Source organism: Novosphingobium sp., from assembly GCF_020852455.1.
Lineage (GTDB): Bacteria > Pseudomonadota > Alphaproteobacteria > Sphingomonadales > Sphingomonadaceae > Novosphingobium.
On sequence record NZ_JADZAT010000027.1, the window covers coordinates 89,198 to 103,264 of the forward strand.

General features: G+C 64.7%; 12 protein-coding genes. 2 read left to right on the forward strand and 10 right to left on the reverse strand.

All coding sequences use genetic code 11. The features are described from left to right. Positions 1–20: 20 nt before the first annotated feature. Positions 21–1,130: a hypothetical protein gene (locus tag IT549_RS11855; protein WP_292973411.1), complete on the forward strand. Its 1,110-nt coding sequence runs from the start codon at positions 21–23 to the stop codon at positions 1,128–1,130. 24 nt (positions 1,131–1,154) lie between these two features. On the opposite strand, the gene IT549_RS11860 is transcribed toward IT549_RS11855, so the two are convergent. The 10 genes from IT549_RS11860 to IT549_RS11905 form a co-directional block, all read right to left on the reverse strand. Then, positions 1,155–3,191: an acetyl/propionyl/methylcrotonyl-CoA carboxylase subunit alpha gene (locus tag IT549_RS11860; protein ID WP_292973413.1), complete on the reverse strand. Its 2,037-nt coding sequence runs from the start codon at positions 3,189–3,191 to the stop codon at positions 1,155–1,157. Continuing rightward, entirely contained in the window at positions 3,191–3,577 is a 387-nt protein-coding gene (locus tag IT549_RS11865; RefSeq protein ID WP_292973415.1) for a lysozyme inhibitor LprI family protein, read from the reverse strand. The genes IT549_RS11860 and IT549_RS11865 overlap by 1 nt, the downstream gene beginning before the upstream one ends. Continuing rightward, complete coding sequence (locus IT549_RS11870) at positions 3,574–4,848, reverse strand: O-acetylhomoserine aminocarboxypropyltransferase (RefSeq protein WP_292973417.1); 1,275 nt, start codon at positions 4,846–4,848, stop codon at positions 3,574–3,576. Before IT549_RS11870 ends, IT549_RS11865 begins: the two co-directional genes overlap by 4 nt. A gap of 160 nt (positions 4,849–5,008) precedes the next feature. Further along, positions 5,009–5,239: a hypothetical protein gene (locus IT549_RS11875; protein ID WP_292973419.1), complete on the reverse strand. Its 231-nt coding sequence runs from the start codon at positions 5,237–5,239 to the stop codon at positions 5,009–5,011. Positions 5,240–5,289: 50 nt separating this feature from the next. Continuing rightward, a complete protein-coding gene (gene scpA, locus IT549_RS11880; RefSeq protein WP_292973421.1) occupies positions 5,290–7,407 on the reverse strand; it encodes a methylmalonyl-CoA mutase in 2,118 nt (705 codons plus the stop codon). Positions 7,408–7,597: 190 nt separating this feature from the next. Continuing rightward, complete coding sequence (locus tag IT549_RS11885) at positions 7,598–8,386, reverse strand: enoyl-CoA hydratase-related protein (protein ID WP_292973423.1); 789 nt, start codon at positions 8,384–8,386, stop codon at positions 7,598–7,600. Positions 8,387–8,554: 168 nt separating this feature from the next. Next, the gene (mce, locus tag IT549_RS11890; protein WP_292973425.1) at positions 8,555–8,998 is read right to left on the reverse strand and encodes a methylmalonyl-CoA epimerase; all 444 of its coding nucleotides are present in this window, start codon (positions 8,996–8,998) and stop codon (positions 8,555–8,557) included. An 11-nt stretch (positions 8,999–9,009) separates the two neighbouring features. Next, entirely contained in the window at positions 9,010–9,966 is a 957-nt protein-coding gene (locus tag IT549_RS11895; RefSeq protein WP_292973427.1) for an SHOCT domain-containing protein, read from the reverse strand. 111 nt (positions 9,967–10,077) lie between these two features. Further along, positions 10,078–10,347 (reverse strand): hypothetical protein, encoded by a 270-nt coding sequence (locus IT549_RS11900; protein ID WP_292973429.1) that lies wholly within the window; start codon positions 10,345–10,347, stop codon positions 10,078–10,080. A 37-nt stretch (positions 10,348–10,384) separates the two neighbouring features. Further along, positions 10,385–11,917 carry an acyl-CoA carboxylase subunit beta gene (locus IT549_RS11905; RefSeq protein ID WP_292973431.1) on the reverse strand — a complete coding sequence of 511 codons (1,533 nt, stop codon included), beginning with the start codon at positions 11,915–11,917 and terminating at the stop codon, positions 10,385–10,387. 195 nt (positions 11,918–12,112) lie between these two features. Here IT549_RS11905 and IT549_RS11910 point away from each other — a divergent pair, with 195 nt between their 5' ends. Further along, a complete protein-coding gene (locus tag IT549_RS11910) occupies positions 12,113–13,510 on the forward strand; it encodes a helix-turn-helix transcriptional regulator (protein ID WP_292973433.1) in 1,398 nt (465 codons plus the stop codon). The last annotated feature ends 557 nt before the right edge of the window (positions 13,511–14,067 follow it).

Genomic DNA, 14,067 nt, shown 5'->3' on the forward strand with positions numbered 1-14,067 from the left:
CCGGCAATGGGGGTGCGGCGATGCGTTATCCAAGTGATGTCCAGGTGGCAGTGCTCTATGACCGCGAAGTCACGCAGCTGCGGCAGATCGTCACCATGTTCCTCGAACATGAACAGCGCGACCACGGCGTGCGTTACAACCCGATCGAGATCAAGGAAGACTGCTTCTACCAGTACTTCGGCACGAACGACCTGATGATCACCTTCGAGCATGTTCAGGGTCAGGCCAGCGCGGCGGCCTTTGCCCAGACGCTGGCCTCGCCGGTCACCCGGCTGACCGTGCCCGAAGCCGAAGGGATCATCGCCAGCCATCGCAGCCATGTGCTGATCAATGTCAGCCACAGCGCGATGGGCGGACGCGAAATTCAGGCCATGCTGGCCCAGATGGGCGTTGATCTGCCCGGCAACACCTATGCCACCTTCGTCCGCCGGCTCGACTATGCCGCGCGGCTGGGCAGCCTGGCACTGCGGCTTCCCGGCGCGGCGCTGGTCCACTGGACGCTCAGCAACCAGCTCTACAGCCCGGCGATGTTCAAGGAACTGGCCAAGGCCGGGGTGCCCAGCCCGCTGCATGTCCATCCCTACCTGTTCGGCCAGCGCGGACCGGGCGGCGAGGAACTGGCAGGGATCCGCACCTTCGGGGTCCAGCATTTCCTGGGGCGCGAGGTGGAGATCGAACCCAGCGTGCTGCCGTGGGTTGCCAATTACGAGAACATCCTGGTGTTCATGCGGGTCGCGCTGGCCGACAACGGATATGTCATCCCCGATGGCGATACTTTCGGCAATGAAAGCCGGACAATCTCCTACCGGGTCGAACACCTGCCGCAGCAGGACGGGCAAGTCGGGCTCTACCGGCTCGAACCGCTGCTGCACCGTGAATTCGGTTTCCAGTCGCCGGACTATGTCCCCGACGAACGCCGGATCGACCACGCCCGCCCGCCGATCGACCTGATGCCCGCCAACCCGGCGGAGCGGGCCGACCTGCTGGGGGAATGGCGCGCCAAGGAATCGATGGCGCGCGGCATCGGCGGCAGCTTTGAAGTGCGCGCCCGCGGCGAAGATCCGATCCCCCCGCCGCCCCCGCCGGGCGGCAATCGGCTGGGCCGGATCTTCGGCCGCAAGGCGGGCTAGGGTCAGGAATCCTGACCCTAGGCGCTACTCCAGCTCCAGGATCACCGCGTCAACCGCCAGGCTTTCGCCGGCCTTGGCGTTGACCTTGCTGACCGTGGCCGACTTTTCGGCGCGCAGGATGTTTTCCATCTTCATCGCCTCGACCACCGCCAGCGGCTGGCCGGCCTCGACACGGTCGCCTTCCTTGACGTGCAGCGACACCAGCAGGCCTGGCATCGGGCAGATCAGGAACTTCGAAAGGTCGGGCGGGATCTTTTCGATCATGTGCCCTGACAGCGGGGCGATCCGGGCCGGCAGGACCTGCACCTGATGGATCGCGCCATGGGTGGTGAGCCGCAGCCCGGCGCGGGTCACCTCCACCTTGATTCCGTATTCCGACAACCCTGAGCCTGTCGAATGGGCAATAGAGGCCTCCACCATCCGGTCGCCAGGGGTGTATTCGATCTCCAGATCGACCGGTTCGCCATCGACGGTGATTGCCTCGTCCAGGCTGACCATGTGGGTCGTGCCGCCCAGCGTCACCGCCCAATCGTAGGGCGGTTCAAGCTCACCATCGAGTTGCTGGTCGATCTGGCGGGCGCGGTCGGCGCGTGCGGTCATGATGAACCCGGCCACTGCGGCCAGATGCTTGCGGACCTCGTCAGAAGTGGCCGCGCCGGTGAAGCCATCGGGATATTCCTCGGCAATGAACCCGGTGGTCAGCTCGCCCGAGCGGAAGCGCGGATGCTGCATGATCGCCGAAACGAAATCGATGTTGTGGCCCAGCCCTTCGATCTCGAACCGGTCGAGTGCCGCGATCTGCAGATCGGCGGCCTCGTCGCGGGTCGCCCCCCAGGTGATCAGCTTGGCGATCATCGGATCATAGAACATGCTGACTTCGCCGCCTTCATAGACGCCGTCGTCAACCCGCACGCCGGCCACGCCGCGCCGGCCGTTGCCATCCTCGTCCTCGGTCCAGCCATCGACCGGCGGGTTGTAACGCACCAGCCGCCCGGTGGAGGGCAGGAAGCCGCGATAGGGATCTTCAGCATAGACCCGGTTTTCGATCGCCCAGCCGTCGATCTTGACGTCGGCCTGGGTCATCGCGAGCTTCTCGCCCGCCGCCACGCGGATCATCTGTTCGACCAGATCGACCCCGGTGATGCATTCGGTGACCGGGTGTTCCACCTGCAGGCGGGTGTTCATTTCCAGGAAGTAGAAGCTCTTGCCGGTCGGATCCTTGCCCGAAACGATCAGTTCGACCGTACCGGCGCTGTAATAGCCGACCGCGCGGGCCAGCGCGACGCACTGTTCGCCCATCGCCTTGCGCATTTCGGGGCTGACGAAGGGTGAGGGCGCTTCCTCGACCACCTTCTGGTGGCGGCGCTGGATCGAGCATTCGCGTTCGTTGAGGTAGAGGATGGTACCGTGCTTGTCGCCCAGCACCTGGATTTCGATGTGGCGCGGGTCCTCGATGAATTTCTCGATGAACACGCGGTCATCGCCGAACGAGTTGAGCCCCTCGCGCTTGACGCTTTCGAACCCTTCGCGGACGTCCTTTTCGTTGAAGGCCAGCCGCATGCCCTTGCCGCCGCCCCCGGCCGATGCCTTCATCATCACCGGATAGGTGATCTCGTTGGCGATCCGCACCGCATGCTCGGTATCCTCGATCTCACCGACGAAGCCCGGGACCACGTTGACCCCGGCCGCCTTGGCCAGCTTCTTGGATTCGATCTTGTCCCCCATCGCCGCGATCGCGCCGACGGGAGGCCCGATGAATTCGATCCCCTCCTTCGCCAGCGCCTCGGCAAAAGAGGTGCGTTCGGACAGGAAGCCATAGCCCGGATGCACCGCCTCGGCCCCGGTCTGCTTGCAGGCGGCGATGATCTTGTCCGCGATCAGATAGCTTTGTGCGGCGGGCGACGGGCCGATGTGGACGGCCTCGTCCGCCATCTGCACAAACGGCGCACGGGCATCGGCATCGGAATAGACCGCGACGGTCTGGATACCCATCCGCCGGGCGGTCTTGATCACCCGGCACGCGATTTCGCCACGGTTGGCGATGAGGATTTTCTTGAACATCAATTGGTCTCGCTGAATTCGCGCAGTTGCGCGGTACGGGTCTTGGTGAGGTCGGTCATGCAGGTATTCTTGATCAGCGGGCGGATGCTGCCGCCGCGGTACTGATCAGCGAGCGCGAGGCAATGCGCGTCGCGGTAGGCGATCCAGGCGCGCTGGGCGGCGAGCAGCTGAGCCACGGCGCTATCGGCCTTGCGCGCAGGCGGACTGTCGCGGTCGGCTTGCTGCGCGAATTGCTGGGCCGCTTTCCACGCCGCGTTGAGCGCTTTGTCGGCCGCCTGATAGTCCTGGAAAGAGCAGACATTCATCGCAAGCTGGGTTTGTGGGCTCGCGCAATCGAGCGCGGGCGCGGTTGCCGCCGACACGAGGATGAGCAGGGAGGAAATCACACCCCCTCCAGCGCCTGCGCGAGATCGGCAACGATATCGTCAACGTGCTCGATCCCGACCGAGATCCGCACCACGTCGGCGCCCGCGCCGGCGGCGGCGAGTTCGTCTTCGCCGAGCTGGCTGTGGGTGGTCGAGGCCGGGTGGATGATCAGGCTGCGGGTGTCGCCGATATTGGCGAGGTGGCTGAACAGCTTGACCGACTGAACCAGCTTGACCCCGGCCTCGTACCCGCCCTTGACCCCGAAGGTGAACACCGCCCCGCCCTTGCCGCCAAGATAGCGCTGGGCGAGCTGGTGGTAGGGATCCTCGGGCAGGCCGGCATAGCGCACCCACGCAACCTTGGGATGGGCCTGCAGCCACTGCGCGACATGCAGCGCGTTGGCGCAGTGGCGTTCCATGCGCAGCGCCAGCGTTTCCATGCCGGTCAGCGCCAGGAAGGCATTCATCGGCGCCATCGCCGGGCCCAGATCGCGCAAGCCCAGCACGCGGCAGGCGATGATGAAGGCGATCGGCCCCACCGCATCGGCCAGCACCGCGCCGTGATAGCTGGGGTTGGGCTGGGTCAGCGTCGGGAACTTGTCGCTGGCCTTCCAGTCGAACCGGCCGGCATCGACGATCACCCCGCCGATCGAATTGCCATGACCGTTGAGGAACTTGGTGGCCGAATGGACCACTATATCGGCGCCGTGCTCGATCGGGCGGCACAGCATGGGCGTGGCCATGGTGTTGTCCACCACCAGCGGCACTCCGGCGGCATGGGCCACATCGGCAATCGCTGCGATATCCTGCACCACCCCGCCTGGGTTGGCGAGGCTTTCGATGAACACCGCGCGGGTCTTGTCATTGATCGCGGCGGCGACATTGGCGGGATCATCGGCATCGACGAATACCGTCTTCCAGCCGAACTTGGCAAAGGAATGGGCCAGCTGGTTGAGCGAGCCGCCATAGAGCTTTTTCGCGGCAACGATTTCGCAGCCCGGCTCCATCAGGGTGTGGAACACCAAGAGCTGCGCGGCATGGCCCGATGCCACCCCCAGCGCGCCAACCCCGCCCTCAAGCGCGGCCACCTTGGCTTCGAAGGCCGCGTTGGTGGGGTTCATGATCCGGGTATAGATGTTGCCGAATTCCTTCAGCGCAAACAGGTTCGCGGCATGCTCGGCACTGTCGAACACATAGCTCGCCGTCTGGTAGATCGGCGTGATCCGGGCCTTGGTGGTCGGATCGGGCTCACACCCGGCATGGACAGCAAGGGTTTCGAGGTTCTGGGTCATGAAGCGATACCTTCTGCAAGATAGATGCGCGGTTTGGCGGACCTGACGCGCAGTTCCGCCGCGAGTTTGTAATAATCGGCATTCGTCGACGCCCGTGGCTGAGCCATTCGCGGAAAGTCAGGTCGGACTGCTCCACAGGGGAGCATCAACTGCCGGGACCTCATCTGCCAGCCCTTTTCTGCAACACTCCACCAACAACAAACAGGCCCGCGCCAACGAGCACCAGCAAAAGGCAGGTATCGTATTCGCGCAGCAGTTCGCGGCATCGTGCGGAGGTGAGATTCGCCTCGCCATTGACAGTATTCACACTCCGCACCTGCCGGCACTGCTGCAGTTCCAGACTGGCCGCGCGTTCGAACGGCGGCGTCCAGAAGAACAGCGCCGCGATCATACAGGCGGCGCCGGCCCAGCCGAACATTCTGGGAAGGCGCTTCGGCACCGTTACCCCTCCACCGGCGGCATGTTGTGCCCCAGCAGCCGCAGCATGTCCGCCGCGCATTCGACCACGTTGGTGCCGGGGCCATAGATCCCCTGCACCCCTGCTTCGCGCAGGAAATCATAGTCCTGCGGCGGGATTACGCCGCCGGCGGTGACCTTGATGTCAGGGCGACCCGCCTCTTTCAGCAGGCCGATCAGCTGCGGGATCAGCGTCTTGTGGCCCGCCGCCAGCGACGAAGCGCCGACCGCATCGACGTCCTGCGCCAGCGCCAGCGCGCAGGCCTCCTCAGGCGTCTGGAACAGCGGCCCGCTGGTGACGTCAAAGCCCATGTCGGTGAAGGCGCTGGCGATCACGTTGGCGCCGCGGTCGTGCCCGTCCTGGCCCATCTTGGCGACCAGCAGGCGCGGCTTGCGGCCCAGCCGGCGGGTGACGGCTTCGACGCCTTCGACCACCGCCCGATACCGCGCATCCTCGGCATAGGCCTTGCCATAGATGCCGGTGACCGGCGTGGGCGAAGTGCCATAGCGCCCGAAGGCCACTTCCATCGCGTCCGAAATCTCGCCCAGCGTGGCGCGCTGGCGGGCGGCGCGGACTGCGAATTCGAGCAGGTTCCCGCCCTCGCGCGCAGCGTGGGTCAGTTCCTTGAGCGCGGCCTGGCAGGCGCTGTCGTCGCGGGCGGCGCGCACCTGCTTGAGCCGCGCGATCTGCGCCTCGCGCACCGCGTGGTTGTCCACCTCCAGCGTTTCGAGCTGTTCTTCGCTCGCCGGGCGATACTTGTTGACGCCGACGATCACGTCCTCGCCCTTGTCGACGCGGGCCTGCTTGGCGGCGGCGGCCTGTTCGATCAGCGCCTTGGGCCGCCCGCTGGCGACCGCACGGGTCATCCCGCCCAGGCCATCGACTTCCTGAATCAGCGCCCAGGCTTCATCGACCAGCGTGCTTGTCAGCGCCTCGACATAGTAGGACCCGCCCAGCGGATCGACCACGCGGGTGATCCCGCTTTCCTCGGCCAGCACGATCTGGGTGTTGCGGGCTATCCGCGCGGAGAAATCGGTCGGCAGTGCGATCGCCTCATCCAGCGCGTTGGTGTGAAGGCTCTGCGTGCCCCCCAGCACCGCCGCCATCGCTTCCACCGTGGTGCGGATCACGTTGTTGTAGGGGTCCTGCTCCTGCAGCGAAACGCCGCTGGTCTGGCAGTGGGTGCGCAGCATCTTGCTGCGTTCGTCCCTGGCGCCGAGGCCATCCATCACCCGGTGCCACAGCGTGCGCGCGGCGCGAAGCTTGGCCACTTCCATGAAGAAATTCATGCCGATGCCGAAGAAGAACGAAAGCCGCCCGGCGAACTTGTCGATATCGAGCCCGGCGGCCATCGCCCGCTGGACGTATTCCTTGCCGTCGGCGATGGTGAAGGCCAGCTCCTGCACCGCGGTCGCCCCGGCCTCGTGCATGTGATAGCCCGAGATCGATATCGAGTTGAACTTTGGCATATGTGCCGAGGTGTAGGCGATGATGTCCGAGACGATCCGCATGCTCGGCTCGGGCGGGTAGATGTAGGTGTTGCGGACCATGAACTCCTTGAGGATGTCGTTCTGGATGGTCCCGTCGAGCTGGGCCTGATCGACCCCCTGCTCTTCCCCGGCAACGATGAAGAACGCCAGGATCGGGATCACCGCGCCGTTCATCGTCATCGAAACCGACATTTCGCCCAGCGGAATCCCGTCGAACAGGATCTTCATGTCCTCGACGCTGTCGATCGCCACCCCGGCCTTGCCGACATCGCCCACCACGCGCGGGTGATCGCTGTCATAGCCGCGATGGGTGGCAAGGTCGAAGGCGACCGACAACCCCTTCTGTCCCGCCGCGAGGTTGCGGCGGTAGAAGGCGTTCGATTCCTCGGCGGTCGAAAAACCGGCGTACTGGCGGATCGTCCACGGCCGGCCCGCATACATCGATGCGCGCACCCCGCGGGTGAACGGCGCGAAGCCCGGCAGGCCGGGATCGCCCGCGTCATCGGCGGTATAGAGCGGCTTGATCTCGAACCCCTCGGGGGTTTGCCAGGTCAGGTCCTTGCCCTTGACCTCTTTCGCCGCTGCGGCCTGCCAGTCTTGTACGTTCGTCATCGCTTCCTCTTTCCTCCCCCTGGATGGGGGAGGGATGCGCAGACTTGGCGGCGTGCCGCCTAGTCGTAGCTGGGTGGGGGTGATCGCGCTGCATTGCGCAAAGGGCACCCTCACCCCCTTCCAACTGCGCCTAGCGAGCAAGCTCGCAAGGCTCCGTATCCTTCCCCCATCAAGGGGGAAGGGATTTTCTCTACCGCCCCTTGAACTCCGCCTTGCGCTTCTGGATGAAGGCCAGGCCGCCTTCCATCGCATCGGCAGAAGCGCCCGCGATCCGCTGACCTTCAGCCTCGGCCAGCAGCACCTGCGACAGGGTGCCGTCGAGCGCGGTCTGGATGTTCAGCTTCATCGTCGAATAGGACACGGTCGGCCCTTCGGAGAGCCGGGTGGCGAGCGCCATCGCCTCGTCCATCAGGGCCGCATCATCGACCGCCTTGTAGATCAGGCCCCAGTCCTCGGCCTGTTCGGCGCCGATCTTTTCGCCCAGCATCATCATCCGTGTCGCGCGCGCGCGGCCGATCGCCCGGGCCAGCAGCCAGGTGCTGCCGCCATCGGGGACCAGCCCGATATTGACGAAAGCCTGAAGGAAATAGGCGCTCTTGCCCGCCAGCACGAAATCGCCGGCCAGCGCAATCGAGCAGCCCACGCCCGCCGCCGCACCGTTGACCGCGCAGACCACCGGCACCGGCGCGCGCAGGATCTGGGTGATCACGGGATTGTAGAAGTTCTGCAGCGCCCGGTGGCTGCCGCCCTTCTGTTCCAGCGGGCTGCGATCACCCCGCGCCGCCAGGTCCGCGCCCGAGCAGAAGCCCTTGCCCGCCCCGGTGATCACCACCGCCCGGGCATCGCCCAGATCATAAAACGCCGCGCCCAGTTCCTCGGCCAGCTGGATCGAGGCGGCATTGAGCCGTTCGGGCCGGTTGAGCGTGATCTTGAGGACATTGCCCACGCGCTCGGTCAGGATCGTTTCGCAATCAGCCATTTCTCTCTCCAATTCAAAAATTCGTCACCCTGAACTTGGTTCAGGGTCCATTTCTCGTCCCGCCCCGACGCCCTGTTGGGGAACCGGACGGCTCCGTTTTCGTCTCTCACCATCCACCGAACATGCGGCGCGATGGACCCTGAAACGAGTTCAGGGTGACGGTGTTGGTTAGTGTGCCGCGTTATCCGGCGTCTCCATGATTTCGGTCAGTACCCCTTGCATGTCGCGGGGGTGGACGAAGAAGATCAGCGTGCCGTGCGCGCCGATCCGGGGTTCGCCCAGCACGCGCTTGCCCATTGCCTCGAATTCGGCCTTGGCCTTGTGGATGTCGGGCACTTCGTAGCACATGTGGTGCTGCCCACCGGCCGGGTTCTTCTCAAGGAAGCTGGCAATGCTGGTGTTGCCGGGCAGCGGCTCGATCAGTTCGATCTGGGTGCCGTTCAGCGCGCCATCCGCGCCGGGCGTATCGACGAAGCAGACCTTCACGCCCTGATCGGGCAGGTCGAACGGGTCATGGATCTTCGTCGCACCCATCACGTCGCGGTAGAACACGATCGAATCCGCGATCGACGGGGTGGCAACTCCGATGTGGTTCAGTCGGCCCAGTTTCATCATCGCTCCTTTCAGCAGCCCAGCTTCGTTTCGCCCGAAGCGATCACGTACTTGCCGCCGCGCATCACATAGCTTTCGGTAAAGCTCTCGGTTCCGGTCACCTTGACCTGCAGCGACTTGCCCTTCTGCACGCCCACGATCTTGCCATCGAGCGTGCGCAGCGGATTGCCGCCCATATCGGTGCCGGTATCGGGATCGACCGCACCATCGTTGGTGGTCGAAGTGGCGATGAACGAGGTTACCGGGCCCTTGGCGGTCAGTTCGGTGATCGTCGTACCGCCGCAGAAATAGCCCTGGTTGCCATCGGTGCCGCTGGCCACCACCGCCGGGCTGGCGGTGTATTCGCTCGACAGCCGCCATTCGGGCACGTTGCCCCAGCCCCAGCCCGAAACGGCTTCGGGCCACTTGCCGGTTACCTTGAACTTGCCGCCTTCGTCCTTGAGGTAATAGACCCCGACAAAGCCCGAACAGGCATGGCAGCCATCGGGACGCTGGGTGCTGGTCAGCAGCACCGCGCCGAACGGCAGTTGCAGCAGCCGCTCGGCCTTGGTGATCACCGCCTGGCTGCCTTCCTTGCGGGTGCGGCTGCCGACAAAGCCCAGCGCGGCGAGCGAGGCGAGCCGCAGCTGCTCGCCTTCGGGCAGGCTGGCGATCGCGGGGACCGCCTCGGGGGCCACTGCCGCCGCCGCATCGCTGGCCGCAGTTGTCGGCTCCGCCGCCGGATCGCTGCCGCCCGAAAGGCCGTACCAGGCCCCTGCACCCAGGATCACCACCGCCGCCGCGATCCCCGCCAGCAGCCCCTTGTTGAGCGTGGGCGATGCGGGGGCATCAGACCAGGCCTCAGGCGCAGCCGGCGTGTCAGCGCCAGCCAGCAGCCGCGCCTTCTGCTCGGCAAATTCAGCCTCGCTGAGCGCGCCCGATTCCTTCAGGCGGTGCAGGCGTTCGATGGCATCGAGATGGTCGGTCATGCGGTTAGGCCTTGATTGCGTTCGGAACAGGGAGGTTCAAGCCCAAGCCCCTCCTCTTCAGGTGAAGGGCCTTCTTGGAGCCGCGGACGATATTGACAAGACGGTCCAGGTTCACGCCCGCTCCTTCAGTTCCAAGTGCCCGGCCATCCCAGCGACGGCCAGAGTGCATGCACCAGCAAGCCATCCAATGAAGAAGAGCCTCAAGCCGACACTGTATTGCCAAGCAGTCTGACTTGAAACGTAGACAATTTTTTTGCCGTGGAAGGCAACGGGCACATCCTTCCCCGGCACTGGCAGCAAGGCCGCCTGTGCTGTCGCTTCGGCATACCCCGACAGACCGAACCCGAGGATGGCAGCAGCCAAAAACAGCCAGATGGCCACCCGAAATTGGATCGGGGCAGAAGTCCGAAAGCCCAGTCTATAGCGGAATATTGTCATGCTTCTTCCAAGGGTTCTCGAGGCTCTTGTCGCGCAGCTTGCGCAGCCCCAGCGCGATCCGCCGCCTTGTATTCCGCGGGTGGATCACCTCGTCGATGAAGCCCTTGCTGGCCGCCACGAACGGGTTGGCAAACCGGTCTTCGTATTCGGCGGTGCGTTCGGCGATCTTCTCGGGATCGCCCAGGTCCTGGCGGAAGATGATCTCGACCGCGCCCTTGGCGCCCATCACCGCGATTTCGCCGGTGGGCCAGCTATAGTTCAGATCGCCGCGCAGGTGCTTTGAACTCATCACGCAATAGGCCCCGCCATAGGCCTTGCGGGTGATCACAGTGATCTTGGGTACGGTCGCTTCGGCATAGGCGAACAGCAGTTTGGCGCCGTGCTTGATGATCCCGCCGTATTCCTGGGAGGTGCCGGGCAGGAACCCGGGCACATCGACAAAGGTCAGGATCGGAATTTCGAAGGCATCGCAGAACCGCACGAAGCGCGCGGCCTTCTTGCTGGCGTTGATATCAAGCACGCCCGCCAGCACCATCGGCTGGTTGGCGACCACGCCCACGGTGCGCCCTTCAACCCGCCCGAATCCGACGATGATATTGGCGGCATGGCCCGGCTGGATTTCGAAGAACTCGCCCTCGTCCAGCACCTTCCGCACCACTTCGTGCATGTCATAGGGCTGGTTGGCATTGGCCGGGATCAGCGTATCCAGGCTGTCCTCGATCCGGTCCCACGGGTCGCTGGTCGGGCGTTCGGGCACGCCGGTGCGGTTGTTGAGCGGCAGATAGTCGATCAGGTCGCGCGCGGTCAGCAGCGCCTCGATATCGTTCTCAAGCGCAAGGTCGGCGACCGAGGTCTTGGTCGAATGCGTCACTGCGCCGCCCAGCTCTTCCTGCGTCACGATCTCGTTGGTCACGGTCTTGACCACATCAGGCCCGGTGACGAACATGTAGCTGCTGTCCTTCACCATGAAGATGAAGTCGGTCATCGCCGGCGAATAGACCGCCCCGCCCGCACAAGGCCCCATGATCAGGCTGAGCTGCGGCACCACGCCGCTGGCGAGCACGTTGCGCTGGAAGATCTCGGTATAGCCGCCAAGGCTGGCAACTCCTTCCTGGATCCGCGCACCGCCGCTGTCGTTGAGGCCGATCACCGGCGCACCGACCTTCATCGCCGCGTCCATGATCTTGCAGATCTTCATCGCGTGGCGTTCGGATACCGCGCCGCCGAACACGGTGAAATCCTGCGCATAGGCATAGACCAGCCGGCCGTTGATCGTGCCCGAACCGGTCACCACCCCGTCGCCCGGCACCGTCGTATCGGGCATGCCGAAATCGGTGCAGTTGTGTTCGACGTAAGAGCCGATTTCCTCGAAGCTACCCTCATCGAGCAGGATCGACAGCCGCTCGCGCGCGGTCAGCTTGCCCTTGGCGTGCTGGGCATCGATCCGCTTCTGCCCACCGCCCAGGCGGGCAGCGGCGCGGCGGCGTTCCATTTCAGCGATATTTGCGGACATTTGCACCCCGTCCCACGTGTCAAAGCCTGCTGGATGCGGCGACTGAGGCGCAATGTCCAATGTGAATTTGCGAAGTTGCGAAGTTCAGTTTTGCAAAATTCCGCGAAGCGGCCTATAAATCTCCATGTCTCCGCGCCTCCGCGTGAAACCATTCAATCTCACGCGGAGGCGCGGAGACATGGAGGAACAGAGACGATGGCAAAACGCCGGATTTTCGCTGGGGAGCGGTTGAAGGCGCTCCGCGCCGAGCGGGGGCTTAACCAGGCGGCGATGGGCGATCTGCTGGGGATCAGCACGTCCTACCTCTCGCAGCTGGAACACGACGACCGGCCACTTACGCCGGTGCTGGTCGAGCGCCTCAGCCGCGCCTTCCCGCTCGACTGGCGCGAGATCGGTGCGGGCGAGGCCGAGACGCGGCTGGCCGCACTGCGCGAAGCCAACGCCGATCCGCTGTTCCCCGAACCGCTCGACGCCGCGCAGCTTGCGCGGCTCGCCGAACAGCAACCCGCGCTGGCTGACCGCTTCATCGCCCTGCACGAAGCCTATCGCCGCACCGGGCAACGCCTGCAGATGGTCGATGAAGCGCTGGCCAGCGAAAGCGGGGCCTCGCGCCTGCCGTGGGAGGAAGTGCGCGACTGGTTCCACCTGGCCGGCAACTATGTCGATCCGATCGACCGCGCCGCCGAGGCGCTCGCCGCGCGGCTGGGCGGGCTTTCCCCCGATACCGACGCAATCGAGGACTATCTCAAGCAGGCGCTGTCGGTTTCGCTGATCTATTCGGGGCAGGCCGGTCTGCGCAGCTACGACGCCGAGATGGGCCACCTGACGATCGATCCCGGCCAGCCGGTCGAAAGCCGCCGTTTCCAGCTGGCCCATCAGCTCGCCGCGCTGGCGCTCAAGGACGAGATCGCGGCGGTGGTGGAAGCAGCCAGGCTCAACAGCGCGGCCAGCCGCCAGCTGCTGTTCGTCGGGCTGTGCAACTATGCCGCCGGCGCGCTACTGATGCCCTATGCCCGCTTCCGCGCCGAGGCCCGTAGCCTGCGCCACGATATCGACCAGCTGGCGCAGCGTTTCGGCACCAGTTTCGAGCAGACCTGCCACCGGCTCTCCACGCTCCAGCGCGAGGACGCGCGCGGGGTGCCGTTCTTCTTCTGCCGGGTCGACATGGCCGGCAACATCACCAAGCGGCACAGCGCCACCCGTCTGCAATTCGCCCGCTTCGGCGGCGCCTGTCCGCTGTGGATCGTGCACGAGGCGGTGGCGATCCCCGACCGGATCCTGGTCCAGCTGGCCGAAACCCCCGACGGGGTGCGCTATGTCTCGATGGCCAAGGGGCTGGTCAAGCCCAGCGGCAGCTATGCCCGCAGCCCCCGCCGCTATGCCGTGGCACTTGGCTGCGAGGCGGAACATGCCAGCGAATTCGTCTATGCCGACGGCCTGGACCTGGCCAGCGAGCGCGCCGCGACCCGGATCGGCGTGTCCTGCCGCCTGTGCCCCCGCCCCGACTGCGACCAGCGCGCCTTCCCCCCCAGCGACCGCGCGATCAGCGTCGATCCCGACAGCCGCAGCGTGGTGCCCTATCGGCTGGCCTGAATTGGGGGGAATCCGGTGGTGAGCCCTGCTGGGTTCGAACCAGCGACCTACTGATTAAAAGTTGGCCATAAGCTCTTAGTTTTCAATTGCATAACGTTGCGAAACGTTGCTTGGGGAACGCGATTGTGCGGCCCGCCTGCCCGTATTTCGTTGCAGCCCATTTCAGTCTCTAGCAGCCCATTTGATGAGCCTGATACCCCGCTGGGACCCCGTTGCTGATTCACCGTTGAAGGATCTCGATCACCTCAACGCCCAATGAGTTTTGCAAGGGCTTAAGCACGTCTGGAAACGCCTTCCCAACAACCAACTTTGTTTCAATTCTCACTCGATCCCCTTTGAACGCACTTTCAGCTTCCATCACTGAACGATATTTTACGCACTGGAACAGTCCGCGCGTAAGATCGACATCATTCGAGATTGAAGACTTCACTGACGTGCTCCCCTGATTGTTACCATTCAGAGGGAGAGTCTGGCTCTTTCATGATGGTTGTTTGATGGGATGGCAACGTGTCTGGGGGCATGCCCCCAGACACGTTGGCCGGCGATCTCGGCGGGGG